At 61.8% G+C, this 25,213-nt stretch carries 22 protein-coding genes; 14 read left to right on the top strand and 8 right to left on the bottom strand.

Annotation, left to right across the window (positions count from 1 at the left end):
• Nucleotides 1–14: 14 nt before the first annotated feature.
• From VFW72_RS02865 to VFW72_RS02820, 10 genes are all read left to right on the top strand, one after another.
• Nucleotides 15–344 (top strand): cupin domain-containing protein, encoded by a 330-nt coding sequence (locus VFW72_RS02865; RefSeq protein ID WP_329672752.1) that lies wholly within the window; start codon nt 15–17, stop codon nt 342–344.
• Complete coding sequence (locus VFW72_RS02860; protein WP_329672751.1) at nt 341–2,131, top strand: NAD(P)H-dependent oxidoreductase subunit E; 1,791 nt, start codon at nt 341–343, stop codon at nt 2,129–2,131. The genes VFW72_RS02865 and VFW72_RS02860 overlap by 4 nt, the downstream gene beginning before the upstream one ends.
• Before the next feature lie 4 nt (nt 2,132–2,135).
• Nucleotides 2,136–2,840, top strand: coding sequence for a 2Fe-2S iron-sulfur cluster-binding protein (locus VFW72_RS02855; RefSeq protein WP_329672750.1), 705 nt, complete (start codon nt 2,136–2,138; stop codon nt 2,838–2,840).
• Nucleotides 2,837–3,388 (top strand): NADP oxidoreductase, encoded by a 552-nt coding sequence (locus tag VFW72_RS02850; protein ID WP_329672749.1) that lies wholly within the window; start codon nt 2,837–2,839, stop codon nt 3,386–3,388. Before VFW72_RS02855 ends, VFW72_RS02850 begins: the two co-directional genes overlap by 4 nt.
• Before the next feature lie 19 nt (nt 3,389–3,407).
• Nucleotides 3,408–4,919 carry a Ni/Fe hydrogenase subunit alpha gene (locus VFW72_RS02845; RefSeq protein WP_329672748.1) on the top strand — a complete coding sequence of 504 codons (1,512 nt, stop codon included), beginning with the start codon at nt 3,408–3,410 and terminating at the stop codon, nt 4,917–4,919.
• On the top strand, nt 4,916–5,395 hold the full coding sequence (locus VFW72_RS02840; protein ID WP_329672747.1) for a hydrogenase maturation protease: 480 nt from the start codon (nt 4,916–4,918) through the stop codon (nt 5,393–5,395). Before VFW72_RS02845 ends, VFW72_RS02840 begins: the two co-directional genes overlap by 4 nt.
• A complete protein-coding gene (locus tag VFW72_RS02835; RefSeq protein WP_329672746.1) occupies nt 5,388–5,744 on the top strand; it encodes a hydrogenase maturation nickel metallochaperone HypA in 357 nt (118 codons plus the stop codon). The genes VFW72_RS02840 and VFW72_RS02835 overlap by 8 nt, the downstream gene beginning before the upstream one ends.
• A gap of 115 nt (nt 5,745–5,859) precedes the next feature.
• A complete protein-coding gene (locus tag VFW72_RS02830) occupies nt 5,860–7,437 on the top strand; it encodes a DUF4118 domain-containing protein (RefSeq protein WP_329672745.1) in 1,578 nt (525 codons plus the stop codon).
• Nucleotides 7,434–8,126 carry a two-component system response regulator KdpE gene (kdpE, locus tag VFW72_RS02825; RefSeq protein WP_329672744.1) on the top strand — a complete coding sequence of 231 codons (693 nt, stop codon included), beginning with the start codon at nt 7,434–7,436 and terminating at the stop codon, nt 8,124–8,126. Before VFW72_RS02830 ends, kdpE begins: the two co-directional genes overlap by 4 nt.
• Before the next feature lie 5 nt (nt 8,127–8,131).
• The gene (locus tag VFW72_RS02820; RefSeq protein WP_329672743.1) at nt 8,132–10,021 is read left to right on the top strand and encodes a potassium transporter Kup; all 1,890 of its coding nucleotides are present in this window, start codon (nt 8,132–8,134) and stop codon (nt 10,019–10,021) included.
• A 34-nt stretch (nt 10,022–10,055) separates the two neighbouring features.
• Here VFW72_RS02820 and VFW72_RS02815 read toward each other — a convergent pair whose 3' ends face one another.
• The 5 genes from VFW72_RS02815 to VFW72_RS02795 all read right to left on the bottom strand — a co-directional run bounded on the left by VFW72_RS02815 (nt 10,056) and on the right by VFW72_RS02795 (nt 15,046).
• Entirely contained in the window at nt 10,056–10,508 is a 453-nt protein-coding gene (locus tag VFW72_RS02815) for a hypothetical protein (RefSeq protein WP_329672742.1), read from the bottom strand.
• Nucleotides 10,509–10,652: 144 nt separating this feature from the next.
• Nucleotides 10,653–11,480 (bottom strand): hypothetical protein, encoded by an 828-nt coding sequence (locus tag VFW72_RS02810; protein ID WP_329672741.1) that lies wholly within the window; start codon nt 11,478–11,480, stop codon nt 10,653–10,655.
• A gap of 222 nt (nt 11,481–11,702) precedes the next feature.
• Entirely contained in the window at nt 11,703–12,527 is an 825-nt protein-coding gene (locus tag VFW72_RS02805) for a crotonase/enoyl-CoA hydratase family protein (protein ID WP_329672740.1), read from the bottom strand.
• 10 nt (nt 12,528–12,537) lie between these two features.
• Complete coding sequence (locus VFW72_RS02800) at nt 12,538–12,978, bottom strand: nuclear transport factor 2 family protein (protein WP_329672739.1); 441 nt, start codon at nt 12,976–12,978, stop codon at nt 12,538–12,540.
• 46 nt (nt 12,979–13,024) lie between these two features.
• Nucleotides 13,025–15,046 carry an NADPH-dependent 2,4-dienoyl-CoA reductase gene (locus VFW72_RS02795; RefSeq protein WP_329672738.1) on the bottom strand — a complete coding sequence of 674 codons (2,022 nt, stop codon included), beginning with the start codon at nt 15,044–15,046 and terminating at the stop codon, nt 13,025–13,027.
• Nucleotides 15,047–15,227: 181 nt separating this feature from the next.
• Here VFW72_RS02795 and VFW72_RS02790 point away from each other — a divergent pair, with 181 nt between their 5' ends.
• The 4 genes from VFW72_RS02790 (at nt 15,228) to VFW72_RS02775 (ending at nt 19,968) form a co-directional block, all read left to right on the top strand.
• On the top strand, nt 15,228–15,785 hold the full coding sequence (locus VFW72_RS02790) for a PadR family transcriptional regulator (protein ID WP_329672737.1): 558 nt from the start codon (nt 15,228–15,230) through the stop codon (nt 15,783–15,785).
• Between the two features lie 186 nt (nt 15,786–15,971).
• Nucleotides 15,972–17,192, top strand: coding sequence for a hypothetical protein (locus VFW72_RS02785; protein WP_329672736.1), 1,221 nt, complete (start codon nt 15,972–15,974; stop codon nt 17,190–17,192).
• An 8-nt stretch (nt 17,193–17,200) separates the two neighbouring features.
• Nucleotides 17,201–17,659 (top strand): hypothetical protein, encoded by a 459-nt coding sequence (locus tag VFW72_RS02780; protein ID WP_329672735.1) that lies wholly within the window; start codon nt 17,201–17,203, stop codon nt 17,657–17,659.
• A complete protein-coding gene (locus tag VFW72_RS02775; RefSeq protein WP_329672734.1) occupies nt 17,656–19,968 on the top strand; it encodes an ATP-binding protein in 2,313 nt (770 codons plus the stop codon). The genes VFW72_RS02780 and VFW72_RS02775 overlap by 4 nt, the downstream gene beginning before the upstream one ends.
• On the opposite strand, the gene VFW72_RS02770 is transcribed toward VFW72_RS02775, so the two are convergent.
• From VFW72_RS02770 to VFW72_RS02760, 3 genes are all read right to left on the bottom strand, one after another.
• Entirely contained in the window at nt 19,969–21,684 is a 1,716-nt protein-coding gene (locus tag VFW72_RS02770) for a PAS domain-containing protein (RefSeq protein ID WP_329672733.1), read from the bottom strand.
• A 145-nt stretch (nt 21,685–21,829) separates the two neighbouring features.
• Nucleotides 21,830–23,212 (bottom strand): efflux transporter outer membrane subunit, encoded by a 1,383-nt coding sequence (locus tag VFW72_RS02765; protein ID WP_329672732.1) that lies wholly within the window; start codon nt 23,210–23,212, stop codon nt 21,830–21,832.
• 8 nt (nt 23,213–23,220) lie between these two features.
• Entirely contained in the window at nt 23,221–25,212 is a 1,992-nt protein-coding gene (locus tag VFW72_RS02760) for a MacB family efflux pump subunit (protein WP_329672731.1), read from the bottom strand.
• Between the last annotated feature and the right edge of the window lies 1 nt (nt 25,213).

The following is a 25,213-nucleotide window of genomic DNA, read 5'->3' as shown; positions in this document are numbered from 1 at the left end:
ACAGGAGCCGCATCATGGCCATTGCCCACGCAGCATCAGGTGATCTGATTCACGCCCAACCCTTGGGCGCCCGCTTGCCGGACGTGCAGAGCCATGCCCTGCTCAAAAGCGAACAGCTCGAACTCATCCGGCTGGTGCTGCCTGCCGGCAAAGGCATGAAAGAACACCGGGTGGATGGCGAAATCACCATCCAATGCCTGGAAGGGGTCATCGAACTGTCAACTCAAACCAGGACACTGAGCCTGAAGGCGGGTGACCTGGTCTTTCTGGCCGGCGGCGAACCCCATGGCCTCAAAGCATTGGAACCAGCCTCGGCCTTGCTGACCATCAGCCTGACATCGTGACGCAAGCCAAGCCGCCCACACCAGAGCACGATCTGGACAACCTCCTGGCTCGGTATACGCCCGGCCCAGGGTCGCTGTTGCAGGTCTTGCGTCTGATACAGGCACGCTTTCATCACATTCCGGCCTGGGCCATTGACACCCTGGCCTCGCAATGGCAGCTGAGCTATGCCGCCATTCGCAGCGTGATCGGTTTCTACCATTTCCTCAGTTTCGAACACCGTGGGCACTACACCGTCTACCTCAGCGACAGCGTGACCGATCGCATGCTGGGCAGCGAGGCGCTGTTGCAACGACTGTGTGACCAGTTGCGCGTCGAACCGGAGCAGACACGGGCCGACTTGCGCGTCTCGGTGCACCGTACGGCGTGTACCGGCCTGTGTGACCAGGGGCCAGCCGGCCTCATCAATGGACGCCCGCTCACGCAACTCACCCCGCGTCGCATCGATGAAATCGCAGCGCTCATTGAAGCCGCTTCGCCCTTGGACGAATGGCCGGTCGATTTCTTTGCCGTCAGCAACCCCATTGGCCGTCACGACCTCACACTGAGCCATCCGATTGCCCCCGGGGCGGCCATCAGCCGAGCGCTGCAAATGGGGCCCGACGGCATCATCGCCGCATTGAAAGAGGCTGGCCTGCGCGGCCGAGGCGGCGCCGGTTTTGCAACCTGGCAAAAATGGCAGGCCTGCCGTCAGGCTCCGGGCCCGCGCGCCATCACCTGCAATGCCGACGAAGGCGAACCCGGCACGTTCAAAGACCGCATGCTGTTGATGCAGTGGGCCCATGAAGTGATCGAGGGCATGACCTTGGCCGGGCTCTCAGTGGGCGCGCAGCAGGGTTTTCTGTATTTGCGGGGCGAATATGAATTCATTGCCCCTCATTTGCTCCAGGTGCTGGCCCAACGGCGACAAGCGGGCTGGCTGGGCCAGCGTGTGGGCGGTTCAGCTCATGCATTCGACATCGAGCTTCATCTTGGTGCCGGCGCTTACGTGTGCGGCGAAGAAACCGCGCTGATCGAATCGGTGGAAGGCAAGCGAGGCATTCCCCGCACACGCCCGCCCTTCCCAGTCGACCGCGGCTATCTGGGCCTGCCCACCGTCAACAACAACGTCGAAACGTTTGCACAGGTGGCGCAGATTGCCCTGCACGGAGGGGCCTGGTTTGCCGCGCAGGGCACCGAGCACTCAAGAGGCACACGCATCCTCAGCGTGGCGGGCGACGTGGCCCGACCTGGTCTGTATGAAATCCCCTGGGGCCTGACCGTTGCCGAAGTGCTGGCCGACTGCGGCGCACACGATGTGCAAGCCGTGCTGGTGGGCGGCCCCTCAGGCAAACTGATTGACGCCAGCCAGCTGCAGCGCCGCATCAGCTTTGAAGACCTGCCCACCGGCGGCGCCTTCACCGTGTTCAACGCCCAGCGAGACATGCTGGAAGTGGCGCGCCAGTACACCCATTTCTTTGCCCATGAGTCGTGCGGGTTCTGCACGCCGTGCCGAGTCGGCTGCGGCCAACTGGTGGAAACGGCCGACCGTCTGGTCACTGGCCACGCCAGTGACATGGATGTGCAACGCTTGAAGGAAACGGGCGAACTCATGCAAAGGGCCAGCCACTGCGGATTGGGGCAGACCGCCGCACACCCCCTGCTGGACGTGCTGGCCCATTTCCCAGAGCAAGTTCAGTCGCGCCTGGTGCCCGCGCAGCAAGCCTTCGACCTGAGTGCGGCGGTGGTCAACATGCATGCCTTGGCGCCCCGTCTAACCCAGTCCTCCCAGTCTGAGACCTCTGCCTGAGCCCATGTCCGAGCCGCTCACCTTCACACTGGATGGCCAAGCCATTCCCTTCACCCCAGGCCAGACCGTGATGCAGGCCGCCACGGCCGCCGGCGTCTACATTCCCCACCTGTGCCACCACGTCGATTTCGACCCCATTGGCAGCTGCAAGGTCTGCAGCGTGCGAGTCAAAGGACGGCTGATGACGTCATGCACCCTGCCAGCGAATGCCGGCATGGTGGTCGAGTCGGAAACCCCCGAGCTGCAAGCCGACCGCAAACGGCTGATTCAAATGCTGTTTGTGGAAGGCAACCACCACTGCCCTTTTTGCGAAAGGAGCGGCAACTGCCACTTGCAAGCGCTGGGTTACCACCTGGGCATGCAAGACACCCACTTCGTGCACGAGTACCCGCACCATGCGGTCGACGCTTCTCACTCGGATGTCTGGCTGGACCGCAGCCGTTGCGTGCTGTGCGAACTGTGCGTGCGGGCCAGCCGCGAAGTCGATGGCAAGAACGTGTTCGCCATTGGCGGGCGCGGCCTGAAAACCGAACTGCTGGTCAACAGCCCCAGTGGCTTGCTGAAAGACAGCGACATTGCCGCCACCGACCGGGCCATGTCCATCTGCCCCGTGGGGGCCTTGATGCCCAAGCGGCAAGGCTTCATCATCCCCATTGGCCAGCGGCCCTACGATCAGGCCGACATTGCCCAGCACCCGGAGGACACATGAGCGTGCCTCGCCCCAAATTGACCATCGCCACCTGCTCGCTGGCGGGCTGCTTCGGGTGCCACATGTCTTTTCTGGACGTGGACGAGGCCCTGGCTGACCTGATCGACCACATTGAATTCGACCGCAGCCCGCTGACCGACATCAAACACGTCAACCCGAATGGTGTCGACATTGGTTTGATCGAAGGTGGCCTGTGCAATGCCGAGAATGTGGAGGTGCTGCGCGAGTTCCGGGCCCGCTGCAAGGTGCTGGTGGCCGTAGGCGCCTGCGCCATGTACGGGGGGGTACCTGCCCTGCGCAATGGCATCCCCGTGTCTGAACTGGTGGCCGAGGCTTACCTGGGCTCAGATCTGCTCAACCCTCAGGTGCCCCAAGACCCCGAATTGCCGCCTCTGCTGCAAAAGGTCTTGCCACTGCACGAGGTGGTGCCCGTGGATTACACCCTGGCAGGCTGTCCGCCACCGGCAGCAGCCTTCAAGGAGCTCATCATGGCGCAGCTGGAAAACCGCGCGCCAGAACTGCCGCAGCAAGCCCGCCGTTTTGACTGATGGTTGACCTCTGACACCCATGCCTCATCCACTTGAAACCGCCGCGCACCCCGAAGGCCTCGAACGCGTTGTGATCGAGCCGGTCAGCCGCGTGGAAGGCCACGGCAAGGTCACCCTGCTGCTCGACGAGCACCGTCGCGTACAACAAGCCCGCCTGCACATTGTTGAATTCCGAGGCTTCGAACGCTTCATTCAGGGCCGCCCTTACTGGGAAGTGCCCACCCTGGTTCAACGCCTGTGCGGCATCTGCCCGGTCAGCCACCTGCTGGCCGCCAGCAAGGCTTGCGACCCCTTTGTCATCGGCTCGGCACGCATTCCCCCCGCGGCAGAAAAGCTGCGCCGACTGCTGCACGCCGCACAGGTGCTGCAATCACACGCCCTGCACTTCTTCCACCTGGCCTCGCCCGACTTGCTCTTTGGCTTTGACGATGCCGTGCCCCACCGCAACATCGTGGGCGTGCTGCAAGACGAACGCGAACTGGGATTGCGGGGCATTCGCATCCGCAAGTTCGGGCAGGAGGTCATTCGCATCCTGACCGGCAAGCGTGTACACGGCACAGGTTCTGTGCCTGGTGGATTCAACCGCCCCTTGTCGGTGGCTGATCGCGATGCCTTGTTGCATGAAGTGCCGCAGATCATCGACTGGAGTGCTGCGGCGCTGAACCTGGCGCGTGACCTGTTCCTGGCCAACCATGCCGCGCACAGCACGTTTGCTGACTTCCCCTCGCTGTTCATGTCATTGGTGCGGCCCGACGGTGCGGCCGACCTGTACGACGGCGCCCTGCGCGTGAGCGACGCGGCCGGCCTGCGCGTGTTCGACCAGGTCGATGTGCACACCTACCCTCAATTGCTGGTCGAGGAAGTCAAACCCTGGACCTACATGAAGTTCCCGCACCTGCGGGCCCTGGGCCCCGATCGGGGCTGGTACCGCGTCGGCCCCCTGGCTCGCATCAACAACGCCAGCTACCTTGACACCCCACGAGCCGAGGCCGCCCGTGAGGAATTCAAAGCCTGGAACCATGGCAAGCCGGTGACGGCCTCGTTGGCCCAGCACTGGGCGCGCATGATCGACATGTTGCACTGCGCCGAAACCATTGAGCGGCTGCTCAACGATCCCGACATCACCAGCACCGACCTGATGGGCCGTTTGCCGGCAGGTCAAGCCGTCTTGCGCGAAGGCATCGGCGTGATCGAAGCGCCCCGAGGCACCTTGATTCACCACTACCGCGTCGATGAAAACGACCTCATCAGCTACGCCAACCTCATCGTATCGACCACGCACAACAACACGGCCATGAACGAAGCGGTGCGCAGCGTGGCAGCGCAGTATTTCGATGGCCGGGCCTTGACCGAAGGCTTGCTCAATCACATTGAGGTGGCGATCCGGGCTTACGACCCCTGCCTGTCGTGTGCCACCCATGCCCTCGGCAAAATGCCCCTGCAAGTGGAGCTGCTCGACGCTCAGGGGCAGACCGTGGACCTGCTGCTCAAACACGAAGATGGGCAGATCGAACACCCGGGGCATGCATGAAACCCATTCTGGTTCTGGCCATTGGCAACCCCAGCCGAGGCGACGATGCCTTGGGCCCTCTGCTGGCCGAACGACTGATGCAATGGCTGCAGCGTCGCCCCGCTTCGGTGCAAAGCGCCATCGAAATCATCTGCGAACAGCAACTCATGGTGGAGCATGTGGAAGACCTGCGAGACCGCCCCTGCGTGTTGATCATCGACGCCGCCGCAAGTGGTAGGCCAGGGGCCCAGATCCAGACCGTGCAAGCCTTGCCTGCCCCGCCATCTGTTCAAAGCCACCAATGCCCGCCCCCGGCCTTGCTGGCGCTGTACCAGCACCTGCTGCAAAACCCGCCGCCGCCATGCAGCGTGCTGTCGGTCAAAGGCGAAGGCTTCGAGTTGGGGGCACCGCTGTCTACCGACGCGCGCCAGGCCTTGCGAACAGCTTGGGATTTGATGCAGGCCTGGCTGGATGAAGCCTTGCACACCCATGCATGAAGCGTCCCTGGCCATGGAGATCGTGCTGACGCTAGAAGCCCAGGCCGATCAGCTCGAACGCATCACGGCCATCACGTTGGATATCGGCAGCCTCAGTTGTGTGGAGCCACAAGCCTTGCTCACGGCGCTGGAAACCGCACTGACTGGCACGCTGGCAGACGGCGCGGTCATCCACATGGTGCAGCAGGCCGCTTTGGCCCATTGCCAGGACTGCGGCACGCAGTGGTCGCCACCGGACCGAATCGAGCCCTGTCCGCAATGTGGGTCGTTTCGCAAAACCTGGCTGGCTGGGCAGGACATGAAGATTCGCGCCATTGAGGGCTGGGCACGCCCCGCTGCTACGACCTGAAGCGATGCTGCGGGGCAGCATTTTTACGGCATTTTTATGCCCGACATGCCAGAATTTTCGACAACAAGATGCCCGCCCACCTAAGCTGTAGGCATCAGGGCTTCCGCTTCCTTGTATGCACGACGCTTCGGCCATTCCAGACGCCCCCACTGCCTCTTCGCCACGAGCTGGACACGCCAAGGCCGTGGCCGCATGCGGCCTCACCACAGCCCTGACCTGGCCCATTCATGACATTCTGGACCCGGTCAACACCGTCATGCTGTTCCTCTTGACGGTGGTGCTCGTGGCCACGCGATGGGGGCGGGGCCCGGCAGTTCTGGCTTCATTCCTCAGCGTCGGATTGTTTGATTTTTTCTACGTGCCACCTCGGTGGTCTTTTGCTGTCAGCGACATCCAATACCTGCTGACCTTTGCGGTGATGCTAACGGTGGCCCTCATCATTGGCCATCTCACCATCGGTCTACGACAGCGCGCCGATGAGGCCAACGCATCAGCCAAGCGCTCGCAGGCGCTCTACACATTGGCCAGTCATCTGGCAGGGGCCATGTCGATTGAGAACGTGCGGCAGCACAGTGCCAGCTTTGCGGCCACACAACTGCATGCCGAGCTGTCGCTTTGGGTCTGCGCGCCCGACAACACCCTCGTTCCCGCAACACCCGACGATGCCGCACTGCCTCATCAGGCTGGTCCTGACGTCGCCCGCGTGATGCACATGGTTCACCACGAACACAAGGGGGTGGCCTCGCACCAGCTCGCAGACAGCGGCCAGCTCGTCATCGCGCTGCCGTTGACGGGCTCCACGCGCTCAAGAGGGGTCTTGCTGCTGAGCCCGTTACGCGCGCATGACCCCACGCTGGATCGCCATCGGCCTTTGCTGGATGCGGTGACATCGTTGGTTGCCACTGCCATCGAGCGACTGCACTTTGTTGAAGTCGCTCACCAACATCAAATAGAAGCCAATGGCGAGCGTTTGCGCAACTCGATCCTGTCAGCCCTGTCTCACGACATTCGCACCCCATTGACTGCCCTGTACGGCCTGGCCGACACGCTGACGCTGATCCAGCCACCCTTGCCCGATCGTGCGCAGGAAATGAGCAGCGCCATTCGCGATCAAGCGATGCGTCTGAACCGCATGGTGTCCAACCTGTTGGACATGGCTCGCTTACAGAGAGGAAAGGACGCTGGACAACTGCCCCTTCGACTCGAGTGGCAACCGATTGAAGAGGTGATCGGCGCCAGCATTCAGATGTTAGGGATGGCCCTGCAAGACCATGCCGTTCAAGTGCACCTGCGCTCAGACCTGCCCCTGGTGCACATTGACGCCGTCTTGATGGAGCGGGTGTTCGGCAACCTGATAGAGAACGCGGCCAAGTACAGCCCTGCCGGGTCAGCCATTCACATCAATGCAGAGGTTCAAGGCGACACCCTTGAAGTGCGCATCAACAATGATGGGGCAGGCTTTCCCCCCGACAGACTTCAAGAGGTGTTCAACCTGTTTGAGAGGGGCATGCCCGAATCGACCGTACCCGGTGTGGGGCTGGGACTTGCCATTTGCCGAGCCATCATCGAGGCCCACTGCGGTCGCATTGAAGCCTGCAACCCGGCCGAAGGGGGGGCTCAAGTGCGGTTCACCCTGCCCTTGGGAACCCCGCCCACCATCGAACCGGAATCAGAGGGGGAGGACCGCACATGAACGCCCCCATCGTTTTGCTGGTTGAAGACGACCCCCACATTCGTCGCTTTGTTCGCACCGCACTGGAAAGCGACCAGTACAGAGTGGTCGAGGCAGAATCCATGCGTCAGGGCCTGATTGAAGCCGGTACACGCAAGCCAGACATGGTCATCCTTGATCTGGGGCTTCCCGATGGGGACGGACGCGGCTTTGTTCAAGATTTGCGAACATGGTCCGGCATGCCTGTTTTGATTCTGTCGGCCCGATCTACAGAGACAGACAAGATCGATGCCCTTGATGCAGGGGCCGACGACTACCTCACCAAGCCCTTTGCCGTCGGTGAATTGCTGGCGCGAGTCAGAGCCATGCTACGCCGCAGCCGCAAAGGAACCGACATCGAACAACCGTGCCATCGATTTGGCGAGGTCGACATCGACCTGATCACCCGTCAGGTAAGGCGAAACGGCGAGCCCGTTCACCTGACTCCGATCGAATACCGCCTGCTTTGCGTGCTGTTGGCCCATGCAGGCAAGGTCATGACACATCGGCAATTGCTTCGCGAGGTATGGGGACCGTCCCATTCCGAGAGCAACCATTACTTACGGATCTACGTCGGGCATCTACGCCAGAAACTCGAACACGATCCGGCTCAACCACGCCATTTCCTGACGGAAGTCGGCGTCGGCTATCGATTCCAGCTAGGAGTATGAGTTTCATGTCCCACCCCTCGACCGACTCACAGGGTCACGGCCAGTCCAGCCTGGGCGCCCTCACGCTCGCCGCCCTGGGCATTGTGTTTGGTGACATTGGCACCAGCCCGCTGTACGCCTTCAAGGAGGCCTTCAATGGCCCCCATGCATTGGCGCTGTCACCAGAAAACGTACTGGCCACCCTGTCCGCCTTGCTCTGGGCCGTGTTCATCATCGTCTCGATCAAGTACGTATGGATCGTACTGAAGTACGACAACGACGGCGAAGGTGGCGTGTTGGCATTGACCGCGCTGGCCCATCGGCTGGCACACGACGCACCAAGACGTTCTGTATTGGTCGTGGGTGCAGGCGTATTTGCTGCAGCGCTGTTTTATGGCGATGCGATCATCACACCGGCCATCTCCGTCCTGTCTGCAGTGGAGGGCATCAGCGTGGCCACGCCGCGGTTTGAGCACTTCATCGAACCGATCACCATCGGCATCTTGATCGGCCTGTTCCTGATTCAGAAGCAAGGCACAGGCAGCGTTGGCAAGTGGTTCGGTCCCATCACGGTGATCTGGTTTGCTGCACTGGGCGCATTGGGCGTCCACAGCATTGCCCAAACCCCCATGGTGCTGCAAGCCATCAACCCCATGCATGCCCTGCAATTCACATTGGACCACCCGGGAGCCGCCTTCCTGCTGTTGTCGGCTGTTTTCCTGGCCATGACGGGTGGCGAAGCACTCTATGCCGACATGGGCCACTTCGGTGCAAAAGCTGTTCGCCTGGGTTGGTACGGGCTGGTCTTTCCCTGCTTGATCCTGAATTACTTCGGCCAAGGCGCACTGGTGCTTCGCGACGCCAGCGCGGCCACAAACCCCTTTTTCATGCTGGCACCGCAATGGTTGCTGATTCCGTTGGTTGCCCTGGCCACGGCCGCCACGGTCATCGCTTCTCAAGCGACCATTTCGGGAGCCTATTCGATGACCTTGCAGGCCAGCCGGCTGGGCTACCTGCCGCGTGTCCGCATCCTGCACACCTCCGATCAGGAGCGCGGCCAGATCTACGTGCCCAGCGTGAACTGGATGATGTTGCTCGCGGTCATCGCTCTGGTGCTGGCGTTCAAGACCTCGGGCGCCTTGGCTGCCGCGTACGGCATTGCCGTGTCCGGCACCATGATCATCACGACCGTGCTGACGGCCTTCGTCACCCGCATCAGCCCCCGCCCATGGCGGCGCACAACCCTGGTGGCCCTGGGGGGCTTTGCCTTGCTCGAATTAGGCTTCTTTGCGTCGAACCTGAGCAAGCTGGGCGAGGGAGGCTGGTTCCCATTGACCTTGGGGGCAGGCATTTTCCTGATGCTGACCACCTGGAAAAAAGGCAGTGGCCTGGTTGCGGATCAACGCCGCCAGATCGACATTCCCATGGATGATTTTGTGCACAGCCCACGCCCCGATGTGCCGTATGTGGAAGGCACGGCGGTGTATCTCACGTCGGACCCGACCATCGTGCCCAGCGCGCTTTTTCACAACCTCAAACACTACAAGGTCATGCACAGGCAAACAGTGTTCCTGCATGTGCTCAACGACAACGCCCCCTACGTGAGCGCGGCCGAGCGCGTGGCTGTGGAGGAGTTAGGCCCAGGCCTTTACACGGTCACTGTACGCTTTGGCTTCAGAGAAGAACCCGATATTCCAGAGGCCTTGGGTGCGCTGACGCACGCAGGCTTGGATCTGGAACCCATGCGGACGACCTACTTTGTGGCTCGATCAACCGTCGTCGATGGCCCCGGTGTATTGCCGACATGGCAATGCGGCCTGTACAGCTGGATGACTCGCCAAGCCGAAGGTGCCGCGACTTATTACAGGCTGCCTGCGAACCAGGTTGTGGAGTTAGGCACCCAGGTCATGCTGTGAACCCGAAGGGCTGGAGCGCAAGCCCCGCGCCAGGTCACTGCATCAACTTGAACTCTTCAAACGCCACGCGCTTGATGCGAGGCTTGACCTGCTGTTCGTTGAGGTATTCGTTGACCGACTCTTTCACCAGTACCCCGAACTCGAGGATGCGATCCGGGCCACGCAGGCCGGTTGCGTCAAAACCCGACCCGGCTTCGGCAACCAGTGACTTGAACGCCGGCTCGTACGGACGCAAGACATCCAGGTCTTCCTCGTTTTTCAGCAAGAGGTTCACTTTGACGGACAGGATGCGACCGTCGGCCGTCTGCGCTGTCACGGGGCTGACGCCCAACCACGTCGGCACCGGCCGCTTGGGCTCCTCCGGCTGAGAACTCAGCCGGGTGTACGCCCAGGCACCCAACAGCGCCACGAGGGTCACAATGCCAATGAGGATGGCCAGCTTGAGTTCGCCGCCTGAAGCTCGCGGACTGCTGGTCGCGGTTGCCATATCTGAGATCTCCTGTCTGAACGGCTCTGAAGTTACTACAGCCGGTCAGCGTCAATGCCTCAAATTAGGGGGCCTGGCGTCAGGAAATCACGGTCGGGATCAAGCAGGCCAACAAAGCGTGAAAAAGGTCCGCGGCCAAGGGCGTCACAGGACCGTACGAACCGCACGAATCCGCAAAGCCGCACCCGGCATCACAGGCACCACCATGCCGACCAGGGTCAGCCCCCTTGCCTCGTGATTCAAATGCGCCCCCAGCCCGAATTCGGTGTCGTCGTCTTCATGGCAGGTGTAGTCAACCGGTACGGCATGGGCGCCCGGCACCCAGCCCAGGGCCACGGGCAAATCAAGCACCACGGCACGCGCCAATTGAACCTGCCAGGCATCGACATCCAGCAATTCACGCTGCGCATCGTTAGCCGCATCGTCAGCACGCTGCAGCATATCGATCATGCCGGCATTCAGCCGCAAATGCCCCACCAGACCGAAAGGCACTTCTTCGGCGTGCAAACGCACCAGCCAAGGTTGCTGGAAGGCATTGGGCAGCAAAATCTGGCCGCCTTCCTGAACGTGCGCAGACTCGATCGCAGACTCGGGAAGCGAACCGACCGTGACCTGGAAATGCCACTGAGGCCAGTTCACGGCGGCACCTTGAAGTGCCGCGGGAGGAACTGATTCGAGCACCAGCGCCAGGGGCAGAAACACCTCGGTGCCGATGGGTGCCAGACGCATGTCGCTGATGACACAGCGAACCTGCTCGGACGGCGCCAACTCGTCTCCCACCGGGGCCGCTTCAGACCTCACCTCGAACACGAGCGGATGCTGGCACCAGTGGGTCAATTGACGCACCAGCCCATCCACATCAGACAGCCCCCCCCAAGGCATGGACACACGCAGGTCGCCCCAGCGCGTACGAGCCACCAACTCACGCGCATCGACAGGTTCGCTTAGCAGCCGGGCCCCCATCATCGGCACCCCGCCGCTTCTGTAAAACAGATCATCGCCATACTTGGTCTCCGCACGCAGGCCAGACGACCTTCAAAGCGGATGATTCGAAATTGGCGCGAGTGTGCGACGGGGTAAAAGAAAGGCCAAGTTCGCTTGCATTGTTTTACCAATTTTGCGAAGACTTGGCCTGGTGCACAGTTGTCCTGTGCGTGAACTGTGCTTGGCAAAACGCCAAGTTGTCCGAAAAACTCAATCCTTGAACACGGGCGTTTGCTTGGTCATGCCCGCCATCATGGCGGCGTTGAGGTCGTTGGACATCAACATGGCCGCGTTCCAGGTGGCAATGTAGTTCAAGCCATCGGCTACAGAGTGGTCACGCGAGTAGTTGAGCATTTCCTTGGTGCCGCGGATCGACAGTGGCGACTTGGCCGCGATCTGGGCGGCGATTTCACGCACGCCGGCTTGCAGGGCTTCGCGGGTCTCGTACACGCGGTTGACCAGGCCGATGGTCTGCGCCTCGGCGGCCTCGACCTTGCGGCCGGTGTAGGCCATTTCACGCACGATGCCCTGGTTGCCAATCAGCTTGGGCAGACGCTGCAAGGTGCCCACGTCGGCCACCATGCCGATGTCGATTTCCTTGATCGTGAAGTAGGCATCGGCCGAGCAGTAGCGCATGTCGGTGCAGCTGATCAGGTCGACCCCACCGCCCACACAGCCACCGTGAATGGCCGCCAGCACGGGCTTGCGGCAGCGCTCGATGGCGGTCAGCGTGTCTTGCAGATCGAGCACCACGCGGCGCAGGTTTTCACGCGTGCGGCCATCGCATTCGTTCTTGATCATGGGCAGCAGGCCCATCATCATCTGCAGGTCAATGCCGGAGGTGAAGTGCTTGCCTTCGCCTTCGATGATGGCCACGCGCGCTTCAGCGGTCTCGTCGATCCAGTTGAAGGCCTTGCGGATGTCGTGCCACATGGTCAGGTTCATCGCATTGGCCTTTTCGGGCCGGTTCAGGCGAACGGTGGCGATGTGGTTGTCAACCGAGACGGTGACGGTTTCAAAAGTCGTCTGTGTCATGGAAGGAAGATCAGAGTTGGGCCTTGTAGGCAGGCAGGTAGGCGGCCAGGCGTGCGCCCATTTCGGCGCCCAGCGCCTGCAAGGCGTTGAAGGGACGAATCATGACCTCGAAGTCGACAATCTTGCCGGTTTCGTCAAAGCGGATCATGTCGATGCCTTTGAGCGATTTGTCGCCCACCTTGGCACTGAATTCGAGCACCACGCTCAGCCCGTCGTCTGAGGCGAACTGGCGGTGGTATTCGAAGTCGCTGAACACTTGCACCACGGTGGACAGGATCAAGGTCACGGCCTCGGCGCTGACATAGGGCTTGAACGCCATGGGCGAACGAAACACTGCGTCGTCATGCAGCAGCCCGCGCAGCTTGCTGAGGTCGCGCTGGGCCAGCATGGCATGCCACTGCGCCAGGGCAGCCGCCACGGACGGCTGCAGTTTGGGATCGAGTGCGTTCATGACCGTCTCCTGTCCAGGGTGGTGTCAGTGCAGATTCACAGTGAAATCACAGCGCAGCGGCCACTTCGGTGCCTTGCTTGATGGCGCGCTTGGCGTCGAGCTCGGCGGCCACGTCAGCACCACCAATCAGAGTCACCTTCTTGCCTGCGGCTTCCAGGCCGGCTTGCAGTTCGCGGAAGGGTTCCTGACCGGCACACAGCACCACGTTGTCGACGGGCAGAACCATGTCCTTGCCACCCACGGTGATGTGCAAGCCCGCGTCATCGATCTTGTTGTAGCTGACACCGGCAATCATTTCAACATTGCGGTTCTTCAGCGAGGTGCGGTGGATCCAGCCGGTGGTCTTGCCCAGGCCGTCGCCGACCTTGCTGGTCTTGCGCTGCAACAGGTAGACCTGACGGGGCGCCTTCTCGAGATGCGGCTGCTTGAGGCCACCCCGGTTGGTGTAGTCGCTGTCAATGCCCCACTCGTCGTTGAACTTGGCCAGGTTCAGTGCAGGGCTGTCGCCCTCGTGCGTCAGGTACTCGGACACATCAAAGCCAATGCCACCAGCACCGATCACGGCCACGGTCTTGCCCACGGGCTTCTTGTCGCGCAGCACGTCGAGGTAGCTCAGCACCTTGGGATGGTTCACGCCCTCGATGGCGGGGGTGCGTGGCGACACGCCGGTGGCCAGCAGGATTTCGTCAAAGCCGCCCTTGACCAGATCGTCCACGGTCACGCGGGTGTTGAACTGGGTTTTCACGCCAGTGGCCTTGATTTCGTTGCGGAAGTAGCGCAGGGTTTCGTAGAACTCTTCCTTGCCAGGAATTTGTTTGGCCACGTTGAACTGGCCACCCACATCGCTGTCGGCTTCAAACAAGGTCACGTCCAGACCGCGGCGGGCTGCGGTGGTGGCGGCGGCCAGACCCGCGGGGCCAGCGCCCACAACCGCTACGCGCTTCTTGGCAGGCGCGGGTTCGATCTTCAGAATGGTTTCGTGGCAGGCGCGTGGGTTGACCAGGCACGAGGTGATCTTGCCGCTGAAGGTGTGATCCAGACAGGCTTGGTTACAGCCAATGCAGGTGTTGATGGTTTCGGGCTTGCCAGCAGCCGCCTTGTTGACGAACTCGGGGTCAGCCAGCATGGGGCGAGCCATGGAGACCATGTCAGCACAACCGTCGGCCAGGATTTGCTCGGCTACCTCAGGGGTGTTGATGCGGTTGGTGGTGATCAGAGGGATGCCCACCTTGCCCTTCATCTTCTTGGTCACCCAGGCAAAGGCGCCGCGAGGCACGCTGGTGGCAATGGTGGGAATACGCGCCTCGTGCCAACCGATGCCGGTGTTGATCAGGGTGGCACCGGCTTTCTCGATGGCCTGAGCCAGTTGCACGACTTCGTCGAAGTCAGAACCGCCATCGACCAGGTCCAGCATGGACAGGCGATAGATGATGATGAAGTTCGGGCCGACGCGCTCACGCACGGCCTTCACGATTTCAACGGGGAAACGCATGCGGTTTTCGTAGGAACCGCCCCACTCGTCGGTGCGCTGGTTGGTACGCGCAGCGATGAATTCGTTGATCAGGTAGCCCTCAGAGCCCATGACTTCCACGCCGTCGTAGCCAGCCTTCTGAGCCATGGCAGCGCAATTGGCAAAGTCTTCGATGGTTTGATAGACCTCGGCGGTGGTCAGTTCGCGGGGAGGCATCGGAGCGATGGGCGCCTTGATGGGGCTAGGACCCACCAGACCAGGATGGTAGGCGTAGCGGCCGAAGTGCAAGATCTGCATGGCGATCTTGCCGCCGGCTTCGTGCACCGCATCGGTCACGATTTTGTGCTGGGCGGCCTCTTCTTCAGTGGCCAGGCGCGCACCACCGGGGTAAGGACGGCCATCGTCATTGGGGGCAATGCCGCCGGTCACCATCAGGGCCACGCCGCCGCGTGCACGCTCGGCATAGAAAGCAGCCATGCGCTGGAAGCCGTCCTTGGCTTCTTCCAGACCCACGTGCATCGAACCCATCAAGACGCGGTTCTTCAGCGTGGTAAAGCCCAGATCGAGTGGTTTCAGCAGATTGGGAAAAGCAGTCATGTCGTGTCCTGAAGGGGTTCAGTTGTCAGATCGTGAAAGATAAGCCGATACAAGCCGGCCACATGTGGGGGCCTACCCCAACTATGCAACCAGTTGCATGAATCAGTGCCGTGAATGTATGCGAGCTTCCGCATTTATGCAACTGGTTGCATAGTTCAAGCCCGCCCCTTAGACTCGAAGCATGTCGCTTTCACATGCCCTGATGACCTCATTGCTGGAGAAGTCTTGCTCCGGATATGACCTGGCTCGCCGCTTCGACAAGTCCATCGGCTTTTTCTGGCGTGCCACGCATCAGCAAATCTATCGCGAGCTGGCCCGCATGGAGAAGGCGGGCTGGATCGAGTCGGCTGCCGCCCCGGACGGCGGGCGCACCCGAAAGAAGATGTATCGCGTCCTGGAGGCGGGCAAGACTGAACTCATGCGCTGGGCTCGCGAACCCGCCCCCCCGCAAGACATGCGGGAAGAGTTGGCTGTGCGATTGCGCGCCGATGCCGTCCTGGGCCCGCTGGGGCTGGAAGACGAAATCGCACGTCGAATGGCGATTCACCTGGAAAAACTGGCTGGATACCGCGCCATTGAGGCGCGCGATTTCCCGCCCCATAAAGTCCTCACCCGCGAGGCTCAAATCCAGCACATGATCCTCAAGGCGGGCATCATGTTCGAAGAGGGGTGGGCGAAATGGTCACAGGAAACACTCGATCTCCTGCGCCAAACTGCACAAACGTCCTCCAAAGTGTGACCTGATTCGCCAAAACTGCTCAGGAAGCTCCGCGTTCAACCGATAGCGACGACATGCCGCCTCAAAAGGCGGCCACTGGTGTCGTTGGCAGTTTCGGACGACACCCCTTCGACCATCTGAGAAGGATCGTGCCGCGCCATGGTTTCGTTGTCTGTCCCGTTAGAGGAATCAGCCCCTGGTTTCTTGATGAAGAGCCTGCTGGCTGTGTGCCTGGGCTCGCTCATGTCGCAGACCGCCTTGGCTGCAGAGGGCAGCGCACTGAAGCTATCGGGCTTCGGTACGGTGGGCTATTGGCTGAGTGACAGCAAAGACGACCTGCGCTTTCGCCGCGAATTGAGCCAGAACGGCCCGAAGATCAAAGACCACCATGAACTGGCCGACACCCGCTTGGGTCTGCAGGCCAATTACGCCTTGACGGATCACCTGGAAGCCGTGGGCCAACTCGTTTTTCGAGAAAAGGCGGCCTACAGCAACCGCGACACGGTCGAATGGGCTTTTGTGAAATACAAGCCCAATCACGACACCGACTTGCGCGTGGGGCGCGTGGGGCTGGACACCTTCATGCTGTCCGACTACCGCAGTGTGGGCTATGCCTACAACTGGGCTCGCCCGTCGGCTGAGTTCTATGGATGGATCCCGTTTTACTCCCTTGACGGCGGCGACATCAGCAAACGCTGGACCTTGGGCGATGGGCAATTGAAGGTCAAAGCCTTTGCCGGCTCGACGCACACCGGCATGCCCTGGGCGGACAAGAGCTACCCGCTGGAAGCCGTGGCAACGGGTGTGAACGCCACGTGGGAATCGGACGAGTGGCGCCTGCGCCTGGGTCACACACGGATGCGTTTCGAGAAAAATGCGCCGTTTGATCAGCTCATTCCCTATCTGCAGAACCCGGTGGTTCAAGCGCTGTGGCCCTCTGCCGCCGCTTACGCCGATGACCTCAAGCTTGACGGGCAACACCTGCATTACAGCGTGATCGGACTGGCCTGGGAGCGCGATGGCTGGCAGGTATCTGGCGAAGTCGCCGCCACCTCGGCCAAAACCGTGTTTGCCCCTCAGGGGCTGAGCGCGTACATGTCGGTGGGCCGGCGCTTCAACCAATGGGTGCCCTACGCCACCTTCGCTCGCAACTGGAATACCTCCAAGTTGAAGCTGAGCCCATCGCCCGCGCCGGTTCTCGATCCCCTGGGCGCGCAATTGAACCAGGCTTACGAATCGACTCACACCAATCAGTACACCGCTGCAGTCGGCGTGAGGTGGGACTTCGCCGAGCGACTCGCACTGAAGCTGCAATGGGACCGCTCGGTGATCAGCCCGACCGGCGTGCAGATGTGGGGTGACGGCACGATCGACTGGCGTGGTGGCAGCAAGCACATCTGGTCCGCCACGGTGGACTTCACCTTCTGAGGATGATCATGAAAAAGACCATCCTCCTCCTTCTCGCCCTGAGCGGACTTTGGCTGCCTCCCATGGCACAAGCGCAAAGCACCAACAACACGCTGCTCGTGGTGGTCAACAGCCGCAACGTCAGTACCGCCGTCAGTGCCCGTGACATCGCAGACCTGTACCTTGGCCGCACCCGCAATCTGCCCAATGGGCAGTCCATCGTGGCGGTGGACCACCCTGGGGCCTCTGCGGTGCGCGCCCGGTTCTATCGCGCCCTGACGGGCAAGGCCATCACCGACATCAACGCCTACTGGGCCCGATTGCTGTTCACCGGCCAGAGTTCTCCTCCCCAACCTTTGGCAGACAGTGCCGCGGTGATCGAAGCGATCAAGTCCAACCCCGGTCTGATCGGTTATGTCGAGCAAGCGCAGCTGCCCAACCCGGAAGCTTTGGGACTCAAAGTGATCCTGAGCATCAACGCCCCATGATTTTCAGCAACCGATCGCTGCAGACTTACCTGGGCTTCGTCGCCGCCGTGGTCACGTTGGTGCTGGCCACCATCGCGGGCATGCTGGTGTTTCATTTTCAGGCGGCCAAATCTGAAGAGGAAAGCCGTGCCCTGATCAAAAGTCTGATGGCGACGGTCTACAACACGGCGGCCATTGCCACCTTCGCCAACAACCAGCAAATCGGACAGGACGCGATCGATGGTTTGCTGAAGAACGATGTGGTGCAACGTGCTCAGTTGACGGGAAACCGCGGCATCAACATCACCAGCGAAAGGGCAGGCAGCGAGCAAAACGCGAAGAACGCCCTGGTTGAGCCCATTCACTCGCCGTTCAGCGATGACGAGGTGGTAGGCGAGTTGCGGGTGGAACCGAACCGCGATTGGATCGCCAAGAAGGCGCGAGATTCGGCGCTGACCATGGTGGCGTGGATGGCCGGCATCATCGTGCTGACGACCATCATCTTCATGTTCATCATTCGTCGTACGTTGACCGACCCGCTGGTGTCGGCCGCGAGGCAACTGGCCAGGGTGGTCCCGGGTCAGCAGGCTGCGCTGACAGTACCGTCCCACCTGGAACGCAACGAAGTCGGCGCCCTGATTGACGGTGTCAATGAGTTGCTGGGCAAGGTGGGCCAAGCCCTTGATGTCGAGCGCAATTTGCGCAACCAGGTCGAAGAAACCGATGCCCAGCTGCGGATCGCCATGATCAAGACGGAAGCAGCCGCCAAGGCCAAAGAGGACTTCCTGGCGTCGATGAGCCACGAAATTCGCACGCCGCTCAACGGTGTGGTGGGCACCCTGGATCTGTTGTCGTTGAGCAAACTGGACGACGAACAGCGCGAGCAGATCAATGCCATGCGTGAGGCCTCCGGGGCTTTGCTGGGCATCATCAACGACATCCTGGACTTCTCCAAGATTGAGGCCGGCAAGCTGGACGTGAACCCAGAGCCAGTCGACCTACCCCATTTGCTGGGCTCGGTCACCAACCTCTACCGCGACACTGCCAGCAGCAAGGGACTGACGCTGGACTTGCAGGTCATCGGCATTCAGCAAACGGTGTTGTGCGATCCACTGCGCATGCGCCAGATCGTCAGCAACCTGGTCAGCAATGCGCTCAAGTTCACCCAGCAAGGCGGTGTGACGGTGCGCGTGCGCGGCCTCCCCAAGGGCGACAAGCAGATTCAGATCCGCCTCGATGTGATCGACACGGGGATCGGCATTCCGCCCGAGTCGCAACACAAGGTGTTCTCGGCCTTCTCGCAAGCCTCGGCCGACACGGCTCAACGCTTTGGTGGCACAGGGCTGGGCCTGACCATCTGCAAACGGCTGGCTGAATTGATGGGCGGCTCGATTTCGCTCAAGAGCACCCCGGGCAAAGGCACCACCTTCTCGGTCGACCTGCCCCTGGGCTTGACCGATCAGGCACCGAATTCAACCCATCTGGATGATCTGGCTCGCCAGGTGGCACCCAGCAATCAAGGTCCACGCAAGCTGTTGAGCGTGGAAGAGGCTCAGGCCCAGGGCTGTCTCATCGGTCTGGTCGATGACCACCCCATCAACCGATATGTGCTCAGTCGCCAGCTCTCGCTGCTGGGCTACACGTCGGTCTCGGCGGAAGATGGCGAACAGGCTCTGGCCATGACGCACCAGTACAAACTGGCCCTGCTGATCACAGACTGCCAGATGCCCCGCATGGATGGCTACCAACTGGCTCAGGCCATTCGAGCCGAAGAAGCCGAAGCGGGACGAGCGCCCCTGCCGATCCTGGCGTGCACGGCTGCCGCCCTTCAGGGTGAAGCAGAGAAGTGTCAAGCCGCCGGCATGAGTGATTACATGACCAAACCCCTGCAAGTGCCCGTTCTGGCGGCCATGCTGAAAAAGTGGGGGCCACCTCCGCCCGATACCGCTTCGCCATCGCCAGAGCCCCCCCTCACCTCAAGCAACAGCCCGATCGATCTGGCTTACTGGGAAAGGCAGACCGCAGGTGAAGACGAACTCAAGACCATGCTGGCCGACCAGTTCATCACCACCACGCGCAATGACGCCGAGCGCCTGCACACACTCATTGCGCAAGACCTGGAAGCCGCTGGCTCATTGGCGCACCGCATCAAGGGGGCCGCGGTGGCCGTGGGCGCTCAAGACCTCGGCACCCTGTGCTCCGAGCTTGAAAAGCACTGTCGCGAGGGGCTGAGCGACCGACTGCCCCATTTGATCGAGGCCTTGGACCAGGAAATCACCCGCGTGATCGGTTGGCTTGAAGCACGACTGGATCGCGCCGGCCAGGCCTGATCAGGCCGACACCAGAGGCTCCGCTTCGGACTCGGTGGCATCGGTAGGGCGAACCGCCTTGCCTGCCCCGACTGCCAGACGGTAGCTGGCCACCATGGCCTGCAACAGCGCAGCTTGCGCCTGCAACTGTTCGGCAGTCGACGCGAGTGCTTCAGACGCCTCGGGGTTCATGGGGTCTTGCAGCAACTCGGACGTGTGATTGATGGCCGGCACCATCTGGGCCAGCACCGCCCCGGCCTTTTCAGCCAGCATGGCAGTGGCCTTGGGTACCGCGCGTTCCACAGCGGGCTTTTGAGCCAAGGACTGCAAGACTTCCTGCACACTCAAAGTTGACTGTGACACCTGAGCCAGGGCTGTCCCCAGCTGCTCGGTGGCTGCGCGCACGGGCGCAACGGTCTGGTTCATGGCAGCAACCACGGCATTGAGCTGAGTCCCCACATCAAGAAACAGGCCATGCATACCTTCCAGGCTGGCCGGACGCGCATAGTCGCCTTCCGACACGCGCTCGGCCAGAGCCGCAAAGGCGTGTGAAGCCAACCAGGCATCGGTGCAGTCCTGCCACTGCGACAACACGGCCACGACCTGCCCCGCCTCGTTGCGAACCGGGGTGTCGGTGATGTCAAAAGTGCGGCCGCCCAAAACCCGACGACTCACACGTCGATCGCTCAGGTTTTTCAAGCCAACCGACTCGTCTTGCGAGGCGCCATAGAACATGGCCACGCTTGCCCCTTCCAGTTTCTGCGCCTGGAAAGCCGGGTTGGCAGCCTTGAAGGCCTGTGTGCGATCGGCCAGCAATTGGCGCAATGCGGCATTGGCCATCAGGATGCGACCATCCGGAGCTGCCACATAGCTGGGCAACACACTGAGGTCGAGAATCTGGCGCCAGGGCGCTGCCTCGGCTGCCACGGTGGCAGGGCCGCTCTGAATTGGGGATGTGAGGCTGGCGCTCAGATCGCGCCAGGTGACGGTATGGCCCACGATCTGGCCTTGACGGTCGCGGATGGGCTGCGCCAGCAAAGCCAAGGTGAGGCCGGCGAAGCGCAACTCGGTTTCACCCTCGGAGGTGGGCAAAATGGCCAGGTCAGCGCCTTCTGCGGCCTGAGAAAACACATCCAGACGCTGCCCGATGAGGCGCCCCAGGTCGACCTGCGGCAACACGGTCTTGATCTTGACCTCGTGCTCTTTGAGCAGCGCCGCCAGCGTCTTGGTCACAAACAGAATGACGCCGTCCTCGTCGGTCAGCAAGGCTCGCACACCGGTGGCGTCAAGCGCCGAACGCATGCGAAGGGTGTCGGTGGCCCAGTGGGCCAACTCATCGCTCAGGTCTTCCTGCTCGGCCTTCAACTCGTCATACGAGCGAGCCAGCGACTGATGTTGTTCCTGCACATGGGTGAGGTGGCGCAACAAGCGTGTGGCCTCATCGCCGCGGTCAACCGCAAAGGGAACTGGCCCAGTGGCTTCGGACAAAGTTTGAGCCAGTGCAACGGCCTCTTTCAGGGGGCGCGCCGCGGTGCGCCCCACCAGCCACGACCAGGCACCGGCCACCAGCCCAGTCGCCAACAGGCCGGCCGCAGCCATTTGGGGCTGAGCCCACTGAAGCTTCAAGGTACCAGTCAAGGTCAGCGCCGCCACCGAAACCGCCGACAAGGTCACCACGCCGCCAAACTGGGCAGCAAATTTGGAACCAAGGGAAATCTGGCGAAGCAGCTGAGTCATGACAGGCCTTTCATGCGGGGCAGGCAGATGCCCCGATCCAGCCCAGATCGTGGCACCACCGTCGCCGTCGAAAGACCCGAAAAAAGCGGCTTGGCGGGCCGCTATTTACAAATCAAAGCGTGATGCATGTCACGCTTGAGGCCCATCAGCCACCAAGCGCCTGGTGCAGGGTGGCCAGCGCATTCAAACGGTTCAACCGGTTTTGCGCCAGATTGTTTTCCGCCTGCCGACGCGCTTCTTGGGCATCAAGCCAGGTTTTCAAGGGCACGGCCCCAGCCCGATAACGGGCCTCGCTGAGGCGCTCGGCTGTTTGAGCGGCCTGCCAGGCCAGGGTCAGTTGCGCGCCCTGGTCTTCATACTGCTGACGCGCAGACAACGCGTTTTCCACATCGGCCAGGGCCTGATACCAGGTCTGCCGCAAGCCCAGCACGGCCACTTCGTAGTCGGCCTCGGAAATGGCCACACTGCGCTGCATGTCGCGCCACTGCACAAAGGGCAGCAGCAGACCGGCGCCCAGCGTCCCCACCGGGTCGCGAAGCACCTGCGACAACTCGGTACTGCTGCCGCCCACGCTGCCCGTCAAGGTCAGGCGGGGGTAGAAGCTGTCGCGGGTGGCGTCCACATTGGCCAGTGATTTCCGCAGACGCAACTGCGCCGCCTGCAGATCAGGTCGCTGGTTCAGCAAGGAAGCCGGCAAGCCGGGGACCACAGCAGGCAAGGGTCCCTCCTGCAAACGCAGCGACTCGTCGGTGGCCGAGCCGGGAGGCGAGTCCAACAAAATGGCCAAGGCATTGCGAGCCTGCACCCGCTGCTGCAACCATTGCGTGTGGCTGGCCTGTTGGGCCGCCAGGGCTTGCGTGGCCTGCGCCAACTCCAGCCCCGAGGCTTCACCCGCACCGTACTGCGCCTGCACCAGGCTCAAGGTGCGCCGGGCGTAGTCGATGCTCTGCTCGCTCGCGACCACCCTCTGGTTCAGATAGGCCACCTGCCAGTACAGATTGGCCACGGTGGCAGACAGGGACAAGCCTGCAGCCTGGCGATCAAACTCAGTGGCCTGGGCCTCCCAATCGGCTGCATTGCGCAGCGACGCCAGCCGGCCCCACAGGTCAAGCTCCCAGCTCACCCCAGCAGTCACCGTATTGACCTTCGTGGTCCCCCCCCCGTCGAGCGGGCGAGCCCGAGACACCGTGCCTTGCACATTCACCGAGGGCAACTGGTCGCTGGCCGCCTGGCCTGCCACCAACTGAGCCCGCCGCACCTTCAACGCGGCCTGGGCCAGATTGCCGTTACGGGCTCGAGCCTGCTCGATCAATCGATCGAGGACCGGGTCGTTCAACGCCAGCCACCAGGCCGAACGCGCGTTATCCGTCTGCCCCACCGCAAGCCCGCTCTGCCCGGCTTGCTGCCAGTTCGCCGGCGCGGTCAAGTCAGGCGCACGACGCACATCGGAGCTGGCACAGCCCCCCAGTGCCACCAACAGCCCCAGCACCAACGGCTTCCATGCAGGATGCTTCAACACCTGATTCATCACATTCCTCACTGCCTGGACAAGGCATCGACCGGATCGAGTCGAGCCGCATTACGCGCGGGCAGGAACCCAAACACCACACCGATCAGCGACGAAATACCAAACGCCGCCAAGATCGAATTCAACGAATAGACCATGCTGAAGGTGCCGCCACCGAACTGGTCAAACAACACGCCAATGCCCAGGGCCAGGCCAATACCCAGCACCCCACCAATCAGGCAAACCAACACCGCTTCGATCAGGAACTGACGCAGGATGTCGCTCTGACGCGCCCCCACGGCCATGCGCACACCGATTTCCTGGGTGCGCTCGGTGACCGACACGAGCATGATGTTCATGACCCCGATGCCTCCCACAATCAGCGAGATCACGGCAATCGAGGAAATCAGCAAGGTCATTGTCTGCGTGGTGCTTTCAATCGTCTGCCGAATGCTGTCGCTGTTGCGCACAAAGAAGTCTTGCGTGCCATGGCGCTGGGTCAAGAGCTTGACGATGCCCTGCTCGGCGGCGGCCGAAGGCACATCGTCGCTGATGCGAACGGTCACGTTGCGCAGCCAGCGCACACCCAACAGTCGGCGCATGGCTGTGGTGTAAGGCACCCACACATTGAGGTTGTCCGACATCATGAAGCCGCTTTCCTGCGGCGAGGTCACCCCGACGATGCGTACCGGCACCGACCCCAGGAAGATCACCTGCCCCACCGGATCTTCGCCATTGGGGAACAGCGCCTTTTGGGTGGCCGGGTCAATCACGGCCTCCTGGGTTTGCCGGCGAACGCTGTCGGCATCGAACGCCATGCCGCGGGCCATGGTGTAGCCCTTGACCCGAAAAAACGATTCCCCCACCCCATTGATGTTGGCTGTGGACTCGATGTTGCCTCGGCGCAGGGTCACGCTCGTACTGACCGAGGGGGACACGCTGTCCACATAACTCAACTGAGCCAATGCATCGGCGTCGGCAGGCACCAAGGTGCGAATCCGCGTGGCCTGTCGGTCACCGAAATTCTTGCCAGGGAAGACATCGATGGTGTTGGTGCCCATGGCCGAAATGTCCTTGAGCACCCGCTGGCGCGACCCTTCACCCAAGGCCACCATCGACACCACTGACGCAATGCCGATGATGATGCCCAGCATGGTCAGCAAGGTGCGCAAGCGATGGCCAGCCATGGCGCGCAAGGCCATGGTGAAGGCCTCCGTGAAGCGGTCCCAGTTGGCTCGCCACGGATGCGGCGGCGGTGTGCCCTCTTCTCTCTTGGCCGTGCGCGCCGGACGATCACCTTCTTGCTGACGATCCGAGACGATCACCCCATCGGCCACTTCGATGATGCGCTGCGCGTGCTGCGCCACCTTGGGGTCATGGGTGACGATGATGACAGTGTGCCCATCGGCATGAAGCTCCTGCAGGATGCGCATCACCTCTTCGCCACTGACGCTGTCCAAGGCCCCTGTGGGTTCATCGGCCAGGATGACGTCACCGCCATTCATCAAGGCGCGTGCAATGCTGACCCGCTGCTGTTGCCCGCCAGACAGCTGACCTGGCCGGTGCAACACGCGTTCACCCAGCCCCAGTCGGCCCAGCAAGGCGGCCGCCCGAGCTCGGCGCTCTTCCTTGCCATGACCCGCATATATGGCCGGAATCTCGACATTGCCGCTGGCGGTCAGGTCGCCCAGCAAGTGATAGCGCTGAAAGATGAAGCCAAAGTGCTCGCGACGCAGTCGTGCCAGCTCATCGGCATCCAGCGTGGCGGTGGCCTGGCCGGCCACCTTGTACACCCCTCGGGTCGGACGATCCAGGCACCCCAGGATGTTCATCAGGGTGGACTTACCCGACCCCGACGCACCGATGATGGCAACCATCTCACCCGCGCGAATGCTCAGGCTGATGCCCTTGAGCACCGCCACCGACTCATCGCCCGACGGGTATTCCCGCCAGAGGTCCTTCACCTCCAGCAGGGCTGGCGCTTGATGTGAGGCCTTGTCCATGGCTGTTTGCAAACCCATG

Source organism: Aquabacterium sp. (genome assembly GCF_036273115.1).
Classification (GTDB): Bacteria; Pseudomonadota; Gammaproteobacteria; order Burkholderiales; family Burkholderiaceae_C; genus Aquabacterium.
This window is presented reverse-complemented; position numbering and strand designations above follow the sequence as displayed.